Annotated in this window: 18 protein-coding genes and 1 pseudogene; 15 read left to right on the forward strand and 4 right to left on the reverse strand. The window is 39.2% G+C overall.

The window, feature by feature from the left end; genetic code table 11:
• Positions 1-219 precede the first annotated feature (219 nt).
• From HT701_RS04545 to HT701_RS04605, 13 genes and pseudogenes are all read left to right on the forward strand, one after another.
• On the forward strand, positions 220-4338 hold the full coding sequence (locus HT701_RS04545; RefSeq protein ID WP_172931261.1) for a DUF1542 domain-containing protein: 4119 nt from the start codon (positions 220-222) through the stop codon (positions 4336-4338).
• A gap of 396 nt (positions 4339-4734) precedes the next feature.
• Positions 4735-4818: pseudogene (locus HT701_RS04550) on the forward strand (aldose epimerase); the annotation flags it as partial.
• Between the two features lie 157 nt (positions 4819-4975).
• The gene (lacA, locus tag HT701_RS04555; protein ID WP_000029273.1) at positions 4976-5401 is read left to right on the forward strand and encodes a galactose-6-phosphate isomerase subunit LacA; all 426 of its coding nucleotides are present in this window, start codon (positions 4976-4978) and stop codon (positions 5399-5401) included.
• 148 nt (positions 5402-5549) lie between these two features.
• Positions 5550-6065 carry a galactose-6-phosphate isomerase subunit LacB gene (gene lacB / locus HT701_RS04560; RefSeq protein ID WP_001216910.1) on the forward strand — a complete coding sequence of 172 codons (516 nt, stop codon included), beginning with the start codon at positions 5550-5552 and terminating at the stop codon, positions 6063-6065.
• Positions 6066-6075: 10 nt separating this feature from the next.
• Positions 6076-7005, forward strand: coding sequence for a tagatose-6-phosphate kinase (locus HT701_RS04565; RefSeq protein WP_172931262.1), 930 nt, complete (start codon positions 6076-6078; stop codon positions 7003-7005).
• 1 nt (position 7006) lies between these two features.
• Positions 7007-7987: a tagatose-bisphosphate aldolase gene (gene lacD, locus HT701_RS04570; protein ID WP_001219111.1), complete on the forward strand. Its 981-nt coding sequence runs from the start codon at positions 7007-7009 to the stop codon at positions 7985-7987.
• 258 nt (positions 7988-8245) lie between these two features.
• Positions 8246-8863 carry a hypothetical protein gene (locus tag HT701_RS04575; RefSeq protein ID WP_000201672.1) on the forward strand — a complete coding sequence of 206 codons (618 nt, stop codon included), beginning with the start codon at positions 8246-8248 and terminating at the stop codon, positions 8861-8863.
• Positions 8864-9258: 395 nt separating this feature from the next.
• A complete protein-coding gene (locus tag HT701_RS04580) occupies positions 9259-10095 on the forward strand; it encodes a transcription antiterminator (RefSeq protein ID WP_138705835.1) in 837 nt (278 codons plus the stop codon).
• A 34-nt stretch (positions 10096-10129) separates the two neighbouring features.
• Positions 10130-10447: a PTS lactose/cellobiose transporter subunit IIA gene (locus HT701_RS04585; RefSeq protein ID WP_023936918.1), complete on the forward strand. Its 318-nt coding sequence runs from the start codon at positions 10130-10132 to the stop codon at positions 10445-10447.
• Positions 10447-12138 carry a lactose-specific PTS transporter subunit EIIC gene (locus HT701_RS04590; RefSeq protein WP_138705836.1) on the forward strand — a complete coding sequence of 564 codons (1692 nt, stop codon included), beginning with the start codon at positions 10447-10449 and terminating at the stop codon, positions 12136-12138. Before HT701_RS04585 ends, HT701_RS04590 begins: the two co-directional genes overlap by 1 nt.
• A 214-nt stretch (positions 12139-12352) precedes the next feature.
• Complete coding sequence (lacG, locus tag HT701_RS04595) at positions 12353-13759, forward strand: 6-phospho-beta-galactosidase (protein ID WP_100104528.1); 1407 nt, start codon at positions 12353-12355, stop codon at positions 13757-13759.
• Between the two features lie 42 nt (positions 13760-13801).
• Entirely contained in the window at positions 13802-14059 is a 258-nt protein-coding gene (locus HT701_RS04600; RefSeq protein WP_100104527.1) for a DUF3884 family protein, read from the forward strand.
• Between the two features lie 140 nt (positions 14060-14199).
• Positions 14200-14355 (forward strand): hypothetical protein, encoded by a 156-nt coding sequence (locus tag HT701_RS04605; protein ID WP_172931260.1) that lies wholly within the window; start codon positions 14200-14202, stop codon positions 14353-14355.
• Here the strand turns inward: HT701_RS04605 and HT701_RS04610 are convergent.
• The 4 genes from HT701_RS04610 to nrdH form a co-directional block, all read right to left on the reverse strand.
• A complete protein-coding gene (locus HT701_RS04610; protein WP_172931263.1) occupies positions 14352-15113 on the reverse strand; it encodes a DeoR/GlpR family DNA-binding transcription regulator in 762 nt (253 codons plus the stop codon). The genes HT701_RS04605 and HT701_RS04610 overlap by 4 nt on opposite strands.
• Positions 15114-15294: 181 nt before the next feature.
• A complete protein-coding gene (gene nrdF / locus HT701_RS04615; protein WP_054393043.1) occupies positions 15295-16257 on the reverse strand; it encodes a class 1b ribonucleoside-diphosphate reductase subunit beta in 963 nt (320 codons plus the stop codon).
• A gap of 186 nt (positions 16258-16443) precedes the next feature.
• Positions 16444-18603 (reverse strand): class 1b ribonucleoside-diphosphate reductase subunit alpha, encoded by a 2160-nt coding sequence (gene nrdE, locus HT701_RS04620; RefSeq protein ID WP_138705840.1) that lies wholly within the window; start codon positions 18601-18603, stop codon positions 16444-16446.
• A gap of 79 nt (positions 18604-18682) precedes the next feature.
• On the reverse strand, positions 18683-18901 hold the full coding sequence (nrdH, locus tag HT701_RS04625) for a glutaredoxin-like protein NrdH (RefSeq protein WP_000259243.1): 219 nt from the start codon (positions 18899-18901) through the stop codon (positions 18683-18685).
• Between the two features lie 350 nt (positions 18902-19251).
• On the opposite strand from nrdH, the gene HT701_RS04630 reads away from it, so the two are divergent.
• Both HT701_RS04630 and ptsP read left to right on the forward strand, forming a co-directional pair.
• Complete coding sequence (locus tag HT701_RS04630; RefSeq protein WP_000146947.1) at positions 19252-19515, forward strand: phosphocarrier protein HPr; 264 nt, start codon at positions 19252-19254, stop codon at positions 19513-19515.
• A gap of 5 nt (positions 19516-19520) precedes the next feature.
• A complete protein-coding gene (ptsP, locus tag HT701_RS04635) occupies positions 19521-21254 on the forward strand; it encodes a phosphoenolpyruvate--protein phosphotransferase (RefSeq protein WP_050236566.1) in 1734 nt (577 codons plus the stop codon).
• Positions 21255-21391: the final 137 nt, after the last annotated feature.

Raw genomic sequence — 21391 nt, forward strand, 5'->3', positions numbered from 1 at the left:
ATATATATGGGTAGGCTGTCTTTTTCTTGATACCTAAGTGAGATAAAGAAGTCAAATGATTATCTTTTTAAAGTAATTTAAGGTATAATAGTCTAGTCATATCAGGTTGAATGATTGAGTGCATTTTTGATTCACAAGGCAAACCTTTGCATTGTGTTACAGTTATGGACTCAGTAATTACACTTGAAAAAATTTAAACTAAAAAGGGGAACATCTAATATGTTTTATAGTGAGAAGAACGATAGAGAAAAACAATTACGTTTTTCGATTCGTAAGGTTAGTTTTGGAGCTGCCTCGGTAGCCGTGGCGGCACTCTATCTCTTTATGGGAAGTGGAGCGGTATCTGCTGCGGAAGCGCAGGCCATACAGTCGAATGAGGAGGTGGCAGCTGATAAGGATTCGGAAATAGAGAAAAAATCAGAGGAACAGCAGCCAACCTACGCTGCTCCTGCTGCAAAAGAACAAGGATCTGCAACCAATACTGAAGCAGGGGATGAAGGCAAGCAAGAAAGTCATCCAGAGACCAAAGAGGAAGAAGCCAACTCATCTGAAAGAAGCGAAACTACAACAAAGACTCAATCGGATGAAAACTCTGTGAGTGGGGACTCTAGCTCTCCAAAATCTGAAGGTGAAGGTACAAGATCAGAAGAAGCAAGCAACAAGCTAAAAGTACGTAAAAGACGTGATGCACCTGCCCCACCAGCGACTCCAACCGATGACGACCCAGATGCACATCAGACTTATGAAGCTCCAGGGGATGGTGCAAGTGTAGATACATTGGCGAACAAATTAAAAGAACTACCTGAAACAGTAGAGAATGAGAAAAAACTTGCTAACATAGACCAAGTTGGTACTACCAAAAGTATAAATCCAGGTGAAGTGAGTGAATTGGATGAATTTGGTGGTTGGAAGGCAGTCAATGGCGGAAAATTCGGTGTTGCAAGAAAGACAGATAACGGGGTATTTCCCATTGAGACTGTGAATACGGTTATTTCAAATAATAAATTTAAAACTTATTTAGATGAGAGCTCTTTCGATCGTTCACAAAATTATGCTTTTTTTCTAGGGCAAGTTAGAACGGAAAAAACTAAAGATAAACAAGTATTTGATAATACTGAATACAAAAAATATGATAATGGAAATCAAGGAAATAAAGGAAAAGGGATAGTAGGTTACAATGGTATCGAGAAAACTTTTAAAGCTTATTCTTCTTCCACAGGAACTGGAGTAACAATTGCTTTTAGAACGGGATTTACAGGAGATATTGACGGGAATAAGGCTGCGTATAAGGTAGTAGTTATGACTAAGGCTGGAGATGGCTCATCTTTAACTATCTACGAAGAAACATTTAGACCTACTGATAATATAGATAATGATAAAAAGAAGGTAACAAAAGTTGATGCAGCAGGAATTAAAACATTTGATACTAATATGAATCCAATTCCTAGTCGGGATGAATTAAATTCCAAGTTAGCTCAAGATGCTAATAAAAACAAATTAGGGATGAATTTTGGTACATTTCAAAGTAAAGGAATTGAATTGCCACCAGGTGTAACCGAGTATACAGTTCGTATTAGTGCGGCTGATAATAACAAATTAGGTATGGGGTATCAAATACCTTGGGAACATTATGCTCTACCAGTTGTTGGAAATGGGTTTGCAGTTACTCAGGACACCAGCAAAGTTGCCAAGGACTTAGCTAAAAAAGTTTATGATAAATTAACCGAACAAAAAGAAGAAGATACAAAATGGTCTACTCCTGAAACCAAGGCTGCTTATGAAGAAAAATTACAAAAAATTAAGGAGAAGATTGATTCTGGAGGTAACACTAGTGATTATAAAACAGTAGTGGAAGAGGCTCGAGAAAAATGGAAACAGCTGGACGAAGAGCAGAAAATAAAAGACAAAGCTAAGGACGCAGTAGATGCTAAGCTTCAAGAAAAAGAAGCCGAGATTGACAAAAATGACAAGTTAAGTTCGGCCGAAAAAGACAAAGCTAAGGAAGCAGCGAAGAAAGCAGCAGAGGACGCTAAGCAAGCTATTACGAATGCCAACTCTCAAGATGAAGTTACCAATAAGCAAACTGATGGAACTGCAGCTATAGACAATGTGAATCCAATAGGAATAGACATGGCGGTAGAGGCCATAGCAGCCGCTGCAGCAGTGAAAATGGCTGAGATAGAGGATAATGATAAATTATCAGAAGACGAGAAGAAGGCAGCTAAGGCAAAACTAGAGGCAGCGGTCACAAAAGCAGGCCAAGCTATTAAGAAAGCTAAGAAAGCTAAAAATCAAAATGAAGTTGATAATGCTCAAACAACTGCAATCTCTGAAGTAACTGCAATCAACCCAGTGGCTAAAGACAAAGCTAAAAAAGCAATAGCAGATAAGCTTAAAGAAAAAGAAGCAGAGATTGACAAAAATGACAAGTTAAGTCCGGCCGAAAAAGACAAAGCTAAGGACGCAGCGAAGAAAGCAGCAGAGGACGCTAAGCAAGCTATTACGAATGCCAACTCTCAAGATGAAGTTACCAATAAGCAAACTGAGGGAACTAAAGCTATAGGCGATGTGAATCCAATAGGAACAGACATGGCGGTAGATGCCATAGCAGAAGCTGCAGCAGTGAAAATGGCTGAGATAGAGGATAATGATAAATTATCAGAAGACGAGAAGAAGGCAGCTAAGGCAAAACTAGAGGCAGCGGTCACAAAAGCAGGCCAAGCTATTAAGAAAGCAAAAGATGCTAACGATCAAGGTGGCGTTGATAAAGCCCAAGAAGATGCACTCTCTGAAGTAACTGCAGTTAAACCAGTGGCTAAAGACAAAGCTAAAGCAGACTTAGAAAAAGCAGCGCAAGCAGAAAAAGCAGCCATCGCAGCAGATAAGAGCTTAACAGAAGCGCAACGTGCTGAGAAAGAACAAGCTGTAGAAGAAGCACGAAAAGCAGCCGAAGCTAAGATTGACTCAGCAGAAGACGCTGATAAAGTAGCCGAAGCTAAAACAGCAGGTGTAACAGCCATTGAAGGCGTCCACACAAATGGTGACTTAGAAGCTCTTAAGAAAGCTGCCAAAGCAGACTTAGAAAAAGCAGCGCAAGCAGAAAAAGCAGCCATCGCAGCAGATAAGAGCTTAACAGAAGCGCAACGTGCTGAGAAAGAACAAGCTGTAGAAGAAGCACGAAAAGCAGCCGAAGCTAAGATTGACTCAGCAGAAGACGCTGATAAAGTAGCCGAAGCTAAAACAGCAGGTGTAACAGCCATTGAAGGCGTCCACACAAATGGTGACTTAGAAGCTCTTAAGAAAGCTGCCAAAGCAGACTTAGCGAAAAAATTAGCAGATAAATTAGCAGCAATTGACAACACTCCAAATGCAACAAAAGAAGAAAAGGATGCAGCTAAAGATCGAGCTAAGCAAGCAGCGGACAAAGCTACCCAAGCCATTGACGCAGCAAGCGACCAAGCAGGCGTGGACAAAGCGCAAGCAGACGGAATTGCCGCAGTAGCAGCAGTTAATCCAGTGGCTAAGGACAAAGCTAAGGAAGCAGTAGCAGCTAAGCTTAAGGAAAAAGAAGCCGAGATTGATGCGAACGCTAACCTTTCAGATGCAGAAAAAGCAGCAGCTAAGAAACAAGCCCAAGCGGCAGCGGACAAAGCTATCCAAGCTATTGACGCAGCAAACGACCAAGCAGGCGTGGACAAAGCGCAAGCAGACGGAATTGCCGCAGTAGCAGCAGTTAATCCAGTGGCTAAGGACAAAGCTAAGGAAGCAGTAGCAACTAAGCTTAAGGAAAAAGAAGTCGAGATTGAAAACAATAGCAAGCTAAGTCCTGCAGAAAAAGAGGCGGCTAAGAAACAAGCCCAAGCGGCAGCGGACAAAGCTACCCAAGCTATTGACGCAGCAAGCGACCAAGCAGGCGTGGACAAAGCGCAAGCAGATGGAATTGCCGCAATAGCAGCAGTTAACCCAGTGGCTAAAGACAAGGCTAAGGCAGCAGTAGCAGCTAAGCTTAAGGAAAAAGAAGCCGAGATTGATGCGAACGCTAACCTTTCAGATGCAGAAAAAGCAGCGGCTAAGGAACAAGCTAAAGCGGCAGCGGACAAAGCTATCCAAGCCATTGACGCAGCAAGCGACCAAGCAGGCGTGGACAAAGCGCAAGCAGACGGAATTGCCGCAATAGCAGCAGTTAACCCAGTGGCTAAAGACAAGGCTAAGGCAGCAGCATTACCTAATACTGGTAGTCGATCAGATAGCACTACAGCTGCTCTAGGACTTCTATCAATCTTTGGAGCAGTCGGTTTACTCTTTTCTAAAAAGAAAAAAGATGATGAAGAAGCTTAAGTAGATGATTCTATTTGATTCTCAATAGCCTTCACATGCAAAAATCTTTATCAATTAAAAAGAACTAGGGTAACCTACACATTAGCTGGATATACTCACCCTATAGCGGATAGTGAAGAAGCCTCTTTGCCAACTGTAGTAGATGGAAGTTAGCTAAGATTCAGAAAGGACAAATTTTGTCCTTTCTTTTTTGTCGTCCTTCTCTCTGTTGATGGATAGTAAGCGCGTCATAACAAGGTATCTATCATTCATGGAAGACCTCCTGTATACTATTAGTAAAGTAAAACTATTGGAGGATATTTTAATGCCACAACCTATTAGTCCCACAGAGCTTCCACAATCTCGTCCTTTTGATTCTAAAAAGAGAAATGACATTCTGCTTAAAATTCAGCAGAAAATCATTTAGAAGATAAGAAGAATGTTCGTCTCTTAGAAGCCAATCAGGTTGAAGAATTAGGGTTTGAGATAGAAGTTTTATAAAAAATCAAAAAAATAAACAACAAAAACAAACATAAACTATTGACTTTTTCAAACAATAGTAGTATATTATGTTTGTGAGGACTAATTGACTGTTTCTTAAAGACAGCCAATACACTGCTGGAATCCAGCCTAGAAAAAATAAAAAGGAGTATACAATATGTCTATTGTTATCGGTGCAGATGCTGCAGGTTTGAGATTGAAAGAAGTGGTGAAAGACTTCTTGGAAAAGGAAAACTTCCACCTTGTGGATGTTACAGCTGAAGGTCAAGACTTTGTTGATGTGACTCTCGCTGTTGCTGCAGAAGTAAACAAAGAAGAACAAAACCTTGGTATCGTGATTGATGCTTATGGAGCTGGTCCATTTATGGTCGCAACTAAGATCAAAGGAATGGTTGCTGCAGAAGTTTCTGACGAACGTTCAGCTTATATGACTCGTGGCCACAACAACTCACGTATGATCACTATGGGAGCACAACTTGTTGGTGATGAATTGGCTAAAAATATCGCTAAAGGATTTGTTAACGGTCAATACGACGGTGGACGTCATCAAATCCGTGTCGACATGTTGAATAAAATGTGCTAATACTCTTCAAAAATCAAGATAATCTGTTGTCAGCTCACTTTAGCTAACCTCAGTTATGCTTGCAGCTCGCTTCCTAAGCTAATCTTGATTTTTCTTGAGTAGGGATAAATGATATTAGATTTATATAATTAATCGGAGGGAATAACTAATGAGAATTGCAATTGGATGTGACCACATCGTAACAGATGAAAAAATGGCGGTTTCAGAATTTTTGAAATCAAAAGGATATGAAGTTATTGACTTTGGTACCTATGACCATACACGTACTCACTACCCAATCTTTGGTAAAAAAGTAGGGGAAGCTGTAACTAGCGGTCAAGCTGATCTTGGGGTATGTATCTGTGGTACTGGTGTTGGTATCAACAACGCTGTAAATAAAGTTCCAGGTGTTCGTTCTGCCTTGGTTCGTGATATGACAACAGCCCTTTATGCTAAAGAGCAATTGAACGCTAACGTTATCGGTTTTGGTGGTAAGATTACTGGTGAATTGCTCATGTGTGATATCATCGAAGCTTTCATCCATGCTGAATACAAACCATCTGAAGAAAACAAGAAATTGATTGCGAAAATTGAACACCTTGAAAGTCACAATGCTCAACAAACAGACGCAAACTTCTTCACTGAATTCCTTGAAAAATGGGATCGCGGAGAATACCACGACTAAGAGGTGACCTATGATTTTAACAGTCACAATGAACCCATCCATTGATATTTCCTATCCCTTGGATGAGTTGAAGATTGATACTGTCAATCGTGTGGTGGATGTAACCAAAACGGCTGGTGGTAAGGGACTCAATGTTACCCGAGTACTTTCAGAATTTGGGGATTCTGTTCTTGCTACTGGTTTAGTGGGTGGCAAACTTGGTGAGTTTTTGGTTGAACATATCGATGATCAAGTAAAGAAAGATTTCTTCTCAATTCAAGGAGAAACTCGTAACTGTATCGCTATTCTTCACGGAGACAACCAAACAGAAGTTCTTGAAAAAGGACCTGAAGTATTGGAACAGGAAGAAAAAGGCTTTTTGGATCATTTCAAAAATCTCTTAGAGTCAGTTGAAGTAGTCGCTATTTCAGGTAGTCTGCCAGCTGGCCTTCCAGTTGATTACTATGCGAACTTGGTAGAACTTGCTAATCAAGCTGGCAAGCCTGTTGTTTTGGACTGCTCTGGTGCGGCTCTTCAGGCAGTTCTTGAATCACCACATAAACCCACAGTCATCAAACCAAATAATGAGGAATTGTCTCAGCTTCTAGGAAGAGAAGTTTCTGAGGATTTGGATGAATTAAAAGAAGTCCTTCAAGAACCTTTGTTTGCAGGTATTGAATGGATTATCGTTTCACTTGGTGCCAACGGTGCCTTTGCCAAACATGGAGACACTTTCTACAAGGTAGATATTCCTAGAATTCAGGTGGTAAATCCTGTTGGATCTGGAGATTCTACTGTAGCAGGAATTTCTTCAGGACTACTTCATAAAGAATCGGATGCAGAACTGCTCATCAAGGCAAATGTCCTTGGTATGCTCAATGCTCAAGAAAAAATGACTGGTCATGTCAACATGGCCAACTATCAAGCTCTATATGATCAATTAATAGTAAAAGAGGTATAAAATGGCTTTAACAGAACAAAAACGTGCACGCTTAGAAAAACTTTCTGATGAAAATGGTATCATCTCAGCTCTTGCTTTTGACCAACGTGGTGCTTTAAAACGCCTTATGGCTCAACACCAAACAGAAGAACCAACTGTGGCTCAAATGGAAGAACTTAAAGTTTTGGTAGCAGATGAATTGACTAAATACGCTTCATCTATGCTTCTTGACCCTGAGTATGGACTTCCAGCAACTAAAGCTCTTGATGAAAAAGCTGGTCTTCTCCTTGCTTATGAAAAAACAGGTTATGACACAACAAGCACAAAACGCTTGCCAGACTGCTTGGATGTTTGGTCTGCAAAACGTATTAAAGAAGAAGGTGCAGATGCAGTTAAATTCTTGCTTTACTATGATGTAGATAGCTCAGACGAACTCAACCAAGAAAAACAAGCTTACATAGAACGTATCGGTTCTGAATGTGTGGCTGAAGATATCCCATTCTTCCTTGAAATCCTTGCTTACGATGAAAAAATTGCTGACGCAGGTTCTGTAGAATACGCTAAAGTAAAACCACACAAAGTTATCGGTGCTATGAAAGTCTTCTCAGACCCACGCTTTAACATTGATGTCTTGAAAGTAGAAGTTCCTGTTAACATTAAATATGTTGAAGGCTTCGCTGAAGGTGAAGCGGTTTATACACGTGAAGAAGCAGCAGCCTTCTTCAAAGCTCAAGATGAAGCAACGAACTTGCCATACATCTACTTGAGTGCTGGTGTATCAGCTAAACTCTTCCAAGATACTCTTGTATTTGCTCATGAATCAGGTGCAAACTTTAACGGAGTTCTTTGTGGCCGTGCAACATGGGCTGGATCAGTTGAAGCATACATCAAAGATGGTGAAGCAGCAGCTCGTGAATGGCTTCGCACAACTGGTTTTGAAAACATTGACGAACTCAACAAAGTTCTTCAAACAACAGCAACTTCATGGAAAGAACGCGTGTAAGAAGCTCCTGATAGTTTAGGTACATGAATCTAAAAAAATTTTTAAAAAAGTTACATGTAAGGGTTTACAAAATAACTTACTTGTGCTATACTTAAATCACAAGTTAATATGAATTAGAAAGTAACTAGATGAAGTATAATAAAAATAGGATATAGTTTATTTTACGAGCTAGGAAGGAAAAATACGGAAACAATATTGCCAGAATAAACTATATTTAGATGCACATTTCATTCATTGTTCTATAAAAGGAGAAGATAAATGGCTACTAAAAAGAGTTTTAAAGCGTTAGTTGTAGGACTAGGTATTGTTTCAATATTCTCATCAGCCTTACCTATGGTTAGTCATTCTGTATTTGCAGATAGTGCCCTAACTAGAGTAGATAAAGCAAATGATATTGTTTTGAATGTTGATGGGAATAAATTTTATAATGTTTCGGTTTCAGAAGATATTGTAAATGCTGGTCAAATTTTGGAAGATTATTTTTATGTAGATAAATTTGGAAATATAAATTTAAAAGGTACTCCTGAAGAGCTAGCAAAAAATATTGGTATTTCTGTACAAGAAGCAAGTTTGATGTATGAAGCTGTAAAAGAGTTGCCTAACGTTTACGAAAGAGGTCCTGTAGGTTTTCGTTTCAATCTTGGTCCTCAAGTGAGGGGGATGGGTGGCTGGGCTGCTGGAGCTTTCGCTACTGGATATGCTGGATGGCATTTAAAACAATTTGCGGTTAATCCTGTTACGGCTGGGTTTGTTGCTGTAATAAGTGGTGCGATTGGCTGGGCTGTAAAAACTGCTGTAGAAAATTATTGGACAGTTGCTGTAGCTACAGTAGAGGTGCCATTTGTAAACCTTGTTTACACCATAGATTTACCTTAAAGGTTATTTCTTTATGAATAGTTCGTTTAAAAAAATAACCGTATTTTGTTTTATAGTTTCTTGTGTTCTTTGTTTATTAGATTTAATGAATTTTAAAAATGTAGCTACTTTTTTATTTTTCTGTCTTCCTGTTTTTGTTTTGATTTACAAAAATAAATAAAAACAGATCCTCTGTTTGATGAATTTTAGAACATAGTTAAGTTTAAAAAAGTTACATGTAAAGGTTTACAAAATAACTTACTTGTGCTATACTTAAATCACAAGTTAATACAAGGTGAGTGTTACTAAGTAAGATTAGGCATGATCACAGGTGAATTAGGAATCGGCTGATTTTCTAGTTCATTTGTGGTCATTTTTTATACTCATATACCTTTAAGATATAAAAGGAGGTTGACATGTATCGAATTCTAAATCCAATGAATCACAATGTCTCGCTTGTCAGAAATGATAAGGGAGAAGAAGTGATTGTGATTGGTAAGGGGATTGCATTTGGAAAGAAGAAGGGGGATTTGATTGCTGAAAATCAGGTTGAGAAAATCTTTCGGATGAAGACCGAAGAGTCAAGAGAAAACTTTATGGCTCTTCTCAAAGATGTTCCGCTTGATTTTATCACAGTGACCTATGAGATTATTGATAAGCTATCAAAGAAATATCATTATCCGATTCAAGAGTATCTCTACGTAACCTTGACAGATCATATTTACTGTTCTTACCAAGCTCTAGCACAAGGAAGGTACAAGGATAGTAATCTGCCAGATATTTCCGCTAAGTATCCTGTCGCTTTTCAAATCGCAAATGAAGCTTTTGAAATTTATCGTCAGAAGCTAGCGGATCATTTTCCTGAGGACGAAATTATTCGGATTGCTTATCATTTCATCAATGCCGAAGGCGAGAATGAAGTAGAACTTGTGGAGTCGATTGATAAGAGGAAAGAAATTCTCAGGAATGTTGAAGAAGTTCTAAAGGAATATGCAATTCAACGAACTAAAGAGAATAACCATTTCTATGATCGCTTTATGATACATTTGAATTATTTCTTGGATTATTTAGACAGATCTAGAGATGATAACCAATCACTTCTGGATATGGAAGACCATATCAAACAATCCTACCCAAAAGCCTTCGAGATTGGTTCTAAGATTTATGATGTGATTACGCAACATACGGGTATTGATTTGTATAAAAGTGAACGTGTTTATCTAGTTCTACATATCCAACGTTTATTGTCATAAAAATTATTTAAAATTATATAAGGAGAATTCTATCATGAATAGAGAAGAAGTAACATTGTTAGGTTTTGAAATCGTAGCCTATGCTGGCGATGCTCGTTCAAAACTATTGGAAGCCTTGAAAGCTGCTGAAGCTGGTGATTTTGCCAAAGCGGACGCTCTGGTAGAGGAAGCTGGTAGCTGTATTGCTGAGGCTCACCACGCGCAAACAAGTCTATTGACTAAGGAAGCAGCTGGCGAGGATTTGGCTTATAGTGTAACCATGATGCATGGTCAAGACCACTTGATGACAACTATCTTGTTAAAAGATTTGATGCACCACTTAATCGAACTTTATAAGAGAGGAGTTAAATAATGAATAAGTTAATCGCCTTTATCGAGAAAGGAAAGCCTTTCTTCGAGAAATTATCTCGTAATATCTATCTTCGTGCTATTCGTGATGGTTTCATTGCAGGTATGCCTGTTATTCTCTTCTCAAGTATTTTTATCTTGATTGCCTTTGTACCAAACTCATGGGGCTTTAAATGGTCTGATGAAGTTGTAGCCTTTCTGATGAAACCTTACAGCTATTCAATGGGAATTCTGGCTCTCTTAGTAGCTGGTACAACAGCCAAGTCATTGACCGACTCAGTAAACCGGAGCATGGAGAAAACCAATCAAATCAACTATATGTCAACATTGTTGGCAGCAATTGTTGGTTTGTTGATGTTGGCAGCTGATCCTATCGAAAATGGTCTAGCTACTGGATTCTTGGGGACAAAAGGTTTGCTTTCAGCCTTCCTAGCTGCCTTTGTTACCGTAGCAATCTATAAGGTTTGTGTTAAGAACAACGTCACTATTCGTATGCCTGACGAAGTTCCACCAAATATCTCACAAGTCTTTAAAGATGTGATTCCATTCACTCTATCTGTTGTTTCTCTTTATGCTCTTGATTTACTAGCTCGTCATTTTGTTGGTTCAAGCGTAGCTGAATCAATCGGTAAATTCTTTGCACCATTATTCTCTGCTGCTGATGGTTATCTAGGTATCACCATTATCTTTGGTGCCTTTGCCTTCTTCTGGTTTGTTGGGATTCACGGTCCATCTATTGTTGAACCTGCTATCGCAGCGATTACCTATGCAAATGCTGAAGTCAACTTAAACCTTCTCCAACAAGGGATGCATGCTGATAAGATTCTTACTTCTGGTACACAAATGTTTATCGTTACCATGGGTGGTACTGGTGCGACACTGGTTGTTCCATTCATGTTTATGTGGTTAACAAAATCAAAACGTAACCGTGCAATCGGACGTGCGTCTGTTGTTCCAACCTTCTTTGGTGTCAACGAACCAATCTTGTTTGGTGCACCATTGGTATTAAATCCAATCTTCTTCATTCCATTTATCTTTGCTCCAATCGCAAACGTATGGATCTTCAAATTCTTTATTGAAACACTTGGAATGAACTCATTTACTGCTAATCTACCATGGACAACCCCAGCTCCACTAGGTCTAGTTCTTGGTACCAACTTCCAAGTGCTATCATTCATTCTTGCTGCCCTTCTAATCGTGGTTGACGTTGTCATTTACTATCCATTCCTTAAAGTCTATGATGAACAAATTCTTGAAGAAGAGCGTTCAGGTAAGTCTAATGATGAATTGAAAGAAAAAGTTGCTGCAAACTTCAACACTGCAAAAGCGGATGCTATTCTTGAAAAAGCGGGTGTCGATGCAACACAAAATACCATCACTGAAGAAACAAATGTTCTCGTTCTCTGTGCAGGTGGAGGGACAAGTGGTCTCCTTGCAAATGCTTTGAACAAGGCAGCAGCAGAATACAATGTCCCTGTGAAAGCAGCAGCAGGTGGCTATGGTGCTCACCGTGAAATGTTGCCAGAGTTTGATTTGGTTATCCTTGCCCCTCAAGTTGCTTCAAACTTTGAAGATATGAAAGCAGAAACAGATAAACTCGGTATTAAACTTGCCAAGACAGAAGGCGCTCAATACATCAAATTAACTCGTGATGGAAAAGGTGCCCTAGCATTCGTACAAGAGCAATTCGATTAAGGCTAGGAACTGTGAAACAGTCTCCCATCGTTACGGAAATCGCTATGGCGAATTTCCTAATCGCCTTATTAATTCGTCGGTAAAAAGATATCGTTTTTACCTCCTCATGTCACAATTCGGTGACTTGGTACAAGAAGTGAGATGGAGAAGGATGGCTCACTGACTCCTCTCCTCTCACTTTTACTTTATTTAAATCAAGAAATAGGTGAAAAAAATGACAAAAACACTTCCAAAAGACTTTATTTTTGGTGGCGCAACAGCTGCCTATCAAGCAGAAGGGGCTACACATACTGATGGAAAAGGACCAGTTGCGTGGGATAAATATCTTGAAGATAACTACTGGTACACTGCAGAACCAGCCAGTGATTTTTACAATCGATATCCAGTTGACCTCAAGCTAGCAGAAGAGTATGGTGTCAATGGCATTCGAATTTCTATTGCCTGGTCACGTATTTTCCCGACTGGTTATGGTCAAGTAAATGCTAAAGGTGTTGAGTTTTATCATAATTTATTTGCAGAGTGTCACAAACGTCATGTTGAGCCCTTTGTAACTCTTCATCACTTTGACACGCCAGAAGCTCTCCACTCAAATGGAGACTTCTTAAACCGTGAAAATATCGAACATTTTGTAGACTACGCTGCCTTCTGTTTTGAAGAATTTCCAGAAGTAAACTATTGGACAACCTTTAATGAAATTGGACCAATCGGTGATGGTCAATACTTGGTTGGGAAATTCCCTCCAGGTATTCAGTACGACCTTGCCAAAGTCTTCCAATCGCACCACAATATGATGGTGTCTCATGCACGTGCAGTCAAGCTATATAAAGATAAAGGATATAAAGGGGAAATTGGTGTTGTTCACGCCCTGCCTACTAAATATCCTCTAGATCATGAAAATCCAGCAGATGTTCGTGCAGCTGAGTTGGAAGATATCATCCACAATAAATTCATCTTAGACGCAACTTATCTAGGTCGCTATTCAGCTGAAACCATGGAAGGTGTCAACCATATCTTATCAGTCAATGGTGGTAGTTTGGATCTTCGTGAAGAAGATTTCACAGCATTAGAAGCTGCGAAAGACTTGAACGACTTCCTTGGAATCAATTACTATATGAGTGACTGGATGGAAGCCTTTGATGGCGAAACTGAAATCATTCATAATGGTAAGGGTGAGAAAGGAAGCTCTAAATACCAAATCAAAGGTGTTGGTCGTCGTGTAGCTCCTGATTATGTACCACGTACGGATTGGGATTGGATTATCTACCCTCAAGGTTTGTATGACCAAATCATGCGCGTGAAGAAAGATTATCCGAACTATAAGAAAATCTACATCACTGAAAATGGACTTGGTTATAAAGATGAGTTCGTTGATAATACTGTTTACGACGATGGTCGTATTGATTATGTGAAACAACACTTGGAAGTCTTGTCTGATGCGATTGCAGATGGAGCGAATGTAAAAGGTTACTTCATTTGGTCATTGATGGACGTCTTCTCATGGTCAAACGGTTATGGAAAACGTTACGGTCTCTTCTATGTAGACTTTGAAACGCAAGAACGTTATCCTAAGAAATCAGCTCACTGGTACAAGAAAGTAGCAGAAACTCAGATTATAGACTAGTAGAATGAGTCATTAGATATAGAATTTTAGTGAGGCAAAAAGATGTTCAAAAATTTTATCCAATCTATTTATGAAAAAGTTTATATTATCAACTTTGAAAAATGTTCTCAAATACCGTGTTTGACGAATGAAGAACTGAAAAGCCTTGGGAAATGGTATGTCTCGACCGGTAAAGAATGGATTTGTCATTCAGATTATGAGCTGGAAGAATTTAAAAATATCTTTTTAAATTTTATCAATCCTGAAGAACGGGATACTATCTCCTTTGATTCAGATTTTATGCCGTTTCAACAATCATAAGCAATTTCCAAAAAAGTTAAATCTTATATTTAGTACGCTGCAAAATTCTTATCTAATCACCTTGCTTATACTCAATGAAAATCAAAGAGCAACTTTAAACTAGAAAGCAAGTCGCAGGTTTCTCAATGCATAGCTTTGAGGTGGCAGATAAAGCAATTGGGCAAAAAGTCTTTAACGCAGAAAAACGCATAATATCAGGTGTTGAAAAACTTGATACTATGCGTTTTATTGTGGGAAGATTTACTTCATTTTCTTCTGAAATTGAGTTGTTACCCAGAATCTTTCAGGTTTATTAAGGCTTGATGACTTTAGTAAGTTTAGATAGTTCAAAAAGGATTGAATCACTTAGTTTAGAATCTGAAACAATAGTATCAAGATTTGATACATTATAAAAAGTATAAAAATCAAACTTATTGAACTTACTATGATCTGCGAGTAAATATTTTTTATTAGAATTATTTAAAGCGATGCGTTGAGCCTCTCCCTCTTCCTCGCTAAAAGTAGCTAGAGCCCCGTTTTGAATACCATTACAGCTAACGAAAGCTTTAGAAAATTGGAGATTGGAGAGATTTTGTAGGGCCAATGTGCCAACAAAAGCACCTGTAATATCGCGATAATTTCCACCTATCAAAATCAAATCTGTTAATTTTCGTTCGCTTAAAATCAGAAAAACAGGTAGACTGTTGGTCACGACGCGGATATTGTCAATAGGCAACTCACGCGCAAAAAATTCTAATGTTGTTCCTGGTCCAATAAAAATAGTTTCTCTTTCTTCTACTAGACTGCCTGCAAAACGGGCTATTTCTTGTTTTTCTGCCGTTTGGAGGGCTTGTTTTTCAATATTTGATCGCTCATTAGTCAAAAGGGAGTTGGTTCGAAGTTTTTCAGCTCCACCATGCACACGAATCAGCAAATCTTTATCAGCTAATTCCTGTAAATAGCGCCTTGCAGTCATATCTGAAACGGCTATTTCGTCCATAATCTGTTTAACCGTTATGGTTCCTTTACTATTTACTGTTTCTAAAATTTTGGTTAATTTTTCTTGTTTGAGCATATTATCACCTCGTTTCCTACTACTATCTTACCATAAACTAGCTCATCATTCAAATACAAAAACAACAAAATGAAACAAAAACAAAAATATCGAAGTTTGTTTTCAAAACTTTCGATATTTTTGTTGGGTTATAACTTTGATGTTTCTAGTTTACTTTTTGATGATTGAGAGTGATGGAGAATTAGTCTAAACCGTAGTTATAGTCATCATCTTGCATGGCTTCAACTTCACCAAGGAGGTAACCATTTCCGACTTGAGAGAAGAAGTCGTGGTTAGATGTTCCTGTTGAAATACCGTTCATAACGATTGGGTTGACATCTTCAGCTGAGTCTGGGAAGAGTGGATCTTGTCCCAGATTCATGAGAGCCTTGTTAGCATTGTAACGAAGGAAGGTTTTAACTTCTTCCGTCCAACCAACACCGTCATAGAGGCTCTCTGTGTAGCCTTCTTCATTTTCATAAAGAGTATAGAGTAAGTCGTACATCCATTCTTTTAGCTTTTCTTGCTCTTCTTCAGGTAATTCATTGAAACCAAGTTGGAATTTGTAACCAATGTAGGTTCCGTGAACAGATTCATCACGAATAATCAATTTGATGATTTCCGCAACGTTGGCAAGTTTGTTGTTACCAAGATAGTAGAGGGGAGTGAAGAAACCTGAATAGAAGAGGAAGGTTTCTAGGAAAACGCTAGCAACTTTCTTTTCAAGTGGGCTACCGTTTAGGTAGATTTCGTTGACAATCTCAGCCTTCTTTTGTAGGTAAGGATTGGTATTGGTCCATTCGAAAATTTCTTCAATCTCAGCCTTAGTATTTAAGGTAGAAAAGATTGAAGAGTAAGATTTAGCGTGAACAGATTCCATAAATTGGATGTTATTGAAAACAGCTTCTTCATGTGGTGTACGGATGTCTGCGCGAAGGGCTTGAACACCTGTTTCAGATTGCATAGTGTCGAGAAGGGTTAAACCACCAAAGACTTTTCCAACCAAGTCTTTCTCTTTGTTAGATAGCTTTCTCCAGTCATCCAAGTCATTTGACAAGGGAATACGTGTATCGAGCCAGAATTGCTCTGTCAGCTTTTCCCAAGTTGATTTGTCGATGACATCTTCGATGGCATTCCAGTTAATGGCTTTGTAGTAAGTTTCCATTTGAAATCTCTTTCTGTGTTTAGTATTGCGAACTCACAATTATTCTATTTTACCATAATTCTATAGGAGTATCGCACAAAAAGTCGGAAGCCCGACTTTTAAAATGTTACATAAATTATGTTATGACATAGTAGATTTGATTTTATCAGTGCTGCTTAGGGAAAAATAGTGTTTCTATGCTAGAAACTAAATCACACAGCTTTCACACTGGTTGGCGCCGACTTCTCCACCGTCATCTGTAAAGGTACGGACGTAGTAGATAGACTTGATTCCCTTGTTAAAGGCATAGTTACGAAGGATAGATAAATCACGTGTTGTTTGTTTGTTTTCTTTCTTCCATTCGTAAAGACCTTTTGGAATGTCACTACGCATGAAGAGAGTAAGTGAAAGTCCTTGGTCCACGTGCTCAGTCGCAGCAGCGTAAACATCAATCACCTTACGCATATCCATGTCGTAAGCAGAAGTGTAGTATGGAATGGTTTCTGTTGACAAGCCAGCAGCAGGATAGTAGATTTTACCGATTTTCTTTTCTTGGCGTTCTTCGATACGTTGCGTAATCGGGTGGATAGAAGCAGAAACGTCATTGATGTAACTGATCGAACCATTTGGCGCTACAGCAAGGCGGTTTTGGTGGTAAAGACCATCTGCTTGAACCTTGTCGCGAAGTTCAGCCCAGTCAGCAGCACTTGGAATAAAGACATCTTTGAAGAGTTCTTTAACACGGTCTGATTTTGGAACAAACTCGCCAGTCACATACTTGTCGAAGTAGCTTCCGTTAGCATAGTCTGATTTTTCAAAGTTGTGGAAGGTAATACCACGTTCACGCGCAATATTGTTTGACTCAACTAAAGTCCAGTAGTTCATAAGCATAAAGTAGATGCTAGTAAATTCAACAGACTCAGGTGACCCATATTCAATCAGTTGTTGGGCAAGGTAGCTGTGAAGTCCCATTGCACCAAGACCAAAGGTATGAGCTTGGCTATTTCCGTGGTCGATGGTAGGAACAGCTACGATGTGTGAACTATCTGTAACGAAAGTAAGGGCACGAACCATAGCACGGATAGAACGACCAAAGTCAGGTGAGGTCATCATGTTAACTACGTTAGTTGAACCAAGGTTACATGAAACATCCGTTCCCATTTGAAGGAATTCTTGAGCATCGTTGATCAAGCTTGGTTCTTGGACTTGAAGAATCTCAGAACACAAGTTACTCATGATAATCTTACCATCAACAGGATTTGCACGGTTAGCCGTATCAATGTTGACTACATAAGGGTAGCCAGACTCTTGTTGCAATTTAGAGATTTCAGTTTCTAAATCACGCGCCTTGATTTTTGTCTTGCGGATATTTGGATTTGCGACCAATTCATCGTATTTTTCAGTAATGTCGATGTAGTTGAATGGCACACCGTATTCTTTTTCTACAGAGTAAGGACTGAAGAGGTACATTTCTTCATTTTTACGCGCCAATTCGTAGAATTTATCTGGTACTACAACACCAAGTGAAAGGGTCTTAACACGAACTTTTTCATCGGCGTTTTCTTTCTTAGTTGAAAGGAAGGCGATGATGTCTGGGTGAAAGACGTTGAGGTAGACAACACCGGCACCTTGACGTTGCCCCAATTGGTTGGAGTAAGAGAAGCTGTCTTCAAAAAGCTTCATAACCGGAACGACCCCAGAAGCTGCTCCTTCATACCCCTTGATAGGTGCACCAGCTTCACGAAGGTTGCTGAGGGTAATTCCCACACCACCACCAATACGTGAAAGTTGAAGTGCTGAGTTGATAGAACGTCCGATAGAGTTCATATCATCCGTTACTTGAATCAGGAAGCAAGATACCAACTCCCCACGACGAGCACGACCTGCGTTCAAAAAGGAAGGAGTAGCAGGTTGGTAGCGTTGGTGGATGATTTCATTGGCAATATCGATTGCAACAGCTTCATTGCCATCAGCGAAATAAAGGGCGTTAAAGAAGACACGGTCTTCCATGCTTTCAAGATAATATTCACCGTCGTTGGTTTTCAAAGCATATTGATTGTAAAATTTATAAGCTGCCATGAAAGACTTGAATTGGAAGTTTTGGTCTTTGATAAATTGAGCCAATTCTTCCAAGAACTCTGGACGGTATTTCTTGATAAAAGCTGTTTCGATGTAGTTGTGTTCAATGAGGTAGTTGATTTTATCAGTAATTGAATCAAAAACCATAGTGTTTGGAACGACATTTTCTTTAAAGAAGGCATCCAAGGCTTCCTTATCTTTATGAAGCATGATTTGTCCATTAACAGGACGGTTGATTTCGTTATTGAGACGGAAGTAAGTCACGTCTTCAAGATGTTTTAATCCCATAAAATTTCCCTTATCTAATTACAAAAGAAAGGCTTCTAAGTTAGCCCTAGAAGCAGTTTCTTCTGGATGATTACTAAGCTTATGCTAATTGTTTCAGTTTTCCTGGCTGGAAACCTGAAAAGACTTCAGTTGGTGTTTGGATAACAGGAGCTGCGCTGAAACCGAGCTCTTTAACTTGATCGATGTACTCAGGCTGCTCATCAAGATTGATTTCTTTATATTCAACGTTATTACTGTCCAAGAAACGTTTGGTCATTTTACATTGGACACAATTGTTTTTAGAATAAACGGTTACCATTGTGTAACTCCTCTTCAAAATTTAATACTATCTTAGTATATCAGAAAATAAAAATTTGTCAATGATTTAAACTAAATATAGTGGTCTGTTTTTCTAGTCAAGCTAACAAAACACAATATGTAGTGTTTGGTTTATAAAACAGCAATGATTATCCTATAAATCGTTTTTAAAGAAACTATATCCTGTGTTTTGTTATCTAGGATAGAAGATTTTCAGCAAGTTATCTGAAAGGAAATTGAAGGAAAATCCAGAAAATGCTTGAAAAAAATCCTAGAAGATGGTATAATACCAAACTGTAAGGGTTATCACATATAACTCAAAAAAAGAAAGAACAAAAGGAGAGTCAAACTATGGCTTCTAAAGATTTCCACGTAGTGGCAGAAACAGGTATTCACGCACGTCCAGCAACATTGTTGGTGCAAACTGCTAGCAAATTTGCTTCAGATATCACTCTTGAGTACAAAGGTAAATCAGTTAACCTTAAATCAATTATGGGTGTTATGAGTCTTGGTGTTGGCCAAGGTGCTGACGTAACTATCTCAGCTGAAGGTGCAGATGCAGATGACGCTATCGCTGCAATCTCAGAAACAATGGAAAAAGAAGGATTGGCATAAGGGAAATGACAGAAATGCTTAAAGGAATCGCAGCATCTGACGGTGTTGCAGTTGCAAAAGCATATCTACTCGTTCAACCGGATTTGTCATTCGAGACTATTTCAGTCGAAGATACAAACGCAGAAGAGGCTCGTTTGGATGTTGCTCTTGAAGCTTCTCAAAACGAGCTTTCTCTTATCCGCGAGAAAGCTGTAGGTACGCTTGGTGAAGAAGCGGCTCAAGTTTTTGACGCTCATTTGATGGTTCTTGCTGACCCAGAATTGATTGGTCAGATTAAAGAAACAATTCGTGCTAAGAAAGTCAATGCAGAAGCAGGTCTTAAAGAAGTGACTGATATGTTCATCACTATCTTTGAAGGCATGGAAGACAACCCATACATGCAAGAACGTGCAGCGGATATCCGCGACGTGACAAAACGTGTATTGGCAAACCTTCTTGGTAAGAAATTGCCAAACCCAGCTTCTATCAATGAAGAAGTAATCGTCATTGCGCATGACTTGACACCATCTGATACAGCTCAATTGGACAAAAACTTTGTAAAAGCTTTTGTAACCAACATTGGTGGACGTACAAGCCACTCAGCTATCATGGCACGTACACTTGAAATTGCAGCTGTATTGGGAACAAATAATATCACTGAAATCGTCAAAGACGGTGATATCCTTGCCGTTAACGGAATTACTGGTGAAGTGATTATCAACCCAACAGATGAACAAGCGGCAGAATTTAAAGCAGCTGGTGAAGCTTATGCTAAACAAAAAGCTGAATGGGCACTTTTGAAAGATGCTCAAACAGTGACTGCTGACGGTAAACACTTCGAGTTGGCCGCTAACATCGGTACTCCAAAAGACGTTGAAGGTGTTAACAACAACGGTGCTGAAGCTGTTGGACTTTACCGTACAGAGTTCTTGTATATGGATTCTCAAGACTTCCCAACAGAAGACGAGCAGTATGAAGCATACAAGGCTGTTCTTGAGGGAATGAATGGTAAACCAGTGGTTGTTCGTACAATGGATATCGGTGGAGATAAGGAACTTCCTTACTTCGATATGCCACATGAAATGAACCCTTTCCTTGGATTCCGTGCCCTTCGTATCTCTATTTCTGAAACTGGAGATGCAATGTTCCGTACACAAATCCGTGCCCTTCTTCGTGCATCTGTTCATGGTCAATTGCGTATCATGTTCCCAATGGTTGCCCTTTTGAAAGAATTCCGTGCAGCCAAAGCAGTTTATGAAGAAGAAAAAGCAAACCTTCTTGCTGAAGGTGTTGCAGTTGCGGATGACATCCAAGTTGGTATCATGATTGAAATCCCTGCAGCAGCCATGCTTGCAGACCAATTTGCTAAAGAAGTAGACTTCTTCTCAATTGGTACAAACGACTTGATCCAATATACAATGGCAGCAGACCGTATGAATGAGCAAGTTTCATACCTTTACCAACCATATAACCCATCAATCCTTCGCTTGATCAACAACGTTATCAAGGCAGCTCACGCTGAAGGTAAATGGGCTGGTATGTGTGGTGAGATGGCTGGTGACCAAAAAGCTGTTCCACTTCTTGTCGGAATGGGCTTGGATGAGTTCTCTATGTCAGCAACATCTGTCCTTCGTACACGTAGCTTGATGAAGAAATTGGATACTACTAAGATGGAAGAGTACGCTAACCGTGCCCTTACAGAGTGTTCAACAATGGAAGAAGTTCTTGAACTTCAAAAAGAATACGTTAACTTCGATTAATGTCATTAACCTTGTAACCTAGTTGCAAGGTTTTTTTGACGCATTTTAGAAAAGTATGGTCTAATACTCTTTCAAAATCTCTTCAAACCACGTCAGCGTCGCCTTAACGTAGATATGCTCACTGACTTCGTCAGTCT

It is taken from the genome of Streptococcus sp. 10824, from assembly GCF_013276595.1.
Taxonomy (GTDB): Bacteria; Bacillota; Bacilli; order Lactobacillales; family Streptococcaceae; genus Streptococcus; species Streptococcus pseudopneumoniae.

Excerpts from the sequence above, each read along its gene's own strand:
- ptsP (WP_050236566.1), top strand. The coding sequence starts at position 19,521 with ATGACAGAAATGCTTAAAGGAATCGCAGCATCTGACGGTGTTGCAGTT.
- HT701_RS04610 (WP_172931263.1), bottom strand. The coding sequence starts at position 15,113 with ATGCTCAAACAAGAAAAATTAACCAAAATTTTAGAAACAGTAAATAGT.
- lacD (WP_001219111.1), top strand. The coding sequence starts at position 7,007 with ATGGCTTTAACAGAACAAAAACGTGCACGCTTAGAAAAACTTTCTGAT.
- nrdF (WP_054393043.1), bottom strand. The coding sequence starts at position 16,257 with ATGGAAACTTACTACAAAGCCATTAACTGGAATGCCATCGAAGATGTC.
- lacB (WP_001216910.1), top strand. The coding sequence starts at position 5,550 with ATGAGAATTGCAATTGGATGTGACCACATCGTAACAGATGAAAAAATG.
- lacA (WP_000029273.1), top strand. The coding sequence starts at position 4,976 with ATGTCTATTGTTATCGGTGCAGATGCTGCAGGTTTGAGATTGAAAGAA.
- HT701_RS04630 (WP_000146947.1), top strand. The coding sequence starts at position 19,252 with ATGGCTTCTAAAGATTTCCACGTAGTGGCAGAAACAGGTATTCACGCA.
- nrdH (WP_000259243.1), bottom strand. The coding sequence starts at position 18,901 with ATGGTAACCGTTTATTCTAAAAACAATTGTGTCCAATGTAAAATGACC.
- nrdE (WP_138705840.1), bottom strand. The coding sequence starts at position 18,603 with ATGGGATTAAAACATCTTGAAGACGTGACTTACTTCCGTCTCAATAAC.
- HT701_RS04575 (WP_000201672.1), top strand. The coding sequence starts at position 8,246 with ATGGCTACTAAAAAGAGTTTTAAAGCGTTAGTTGTAGGACTAGGTATT.
- HT701_RS04600 (WP_100104527.1), top strand. The coding sequence starts at position 13,802 with ATGTTCAAAAATTTTATCCAATCTATTTATGAAAAAGTTTATATTATC.
- HT701_RS04545 (WP_172931261.1), top strand. The coding sequence starts at position 220 with ATGTTTTATAGTGAGAAGAACGATAGAGAAAAACAATTACGTTTTTCG.
- HT701_RS04580 (WP_138705835.1), top strand. The coding sequence starts at position 9,259 with ATGTATCGAATTCTAAATCCAATGAATCACAATGTCTCGCTTGTCAGA.
- HT701_RS04585 (WP_023936918.1), top strand. The coding sequence starts at position 10,130 with ATGAATAGAGAAGAAGTAACATTGTTAGGTTTTGAAATCGTAGCCTAT.
- HT701_RS04565 (WP_172931262.1), top strand. The coding sequence starts at position 6,076 with ATGATTTTAACAGTCACAATGAACCCATCCATTGATATTTCCTATCCC.
- lacG (WP_100104528.1), top strand. The coding sequence starts at position 12,353 with ATGACAAAAACACTTCCAAAAGACTTTATTTTTGGTGGCGCAACAGCT.
- HT701_RS04590 (WP_138705836.1), top strand. The coding sequence starts at position 10,447 with ATGAATAAGTTAATCGCCTTTATCGAGAAAGGAAAGCCTTTCTTCGAG.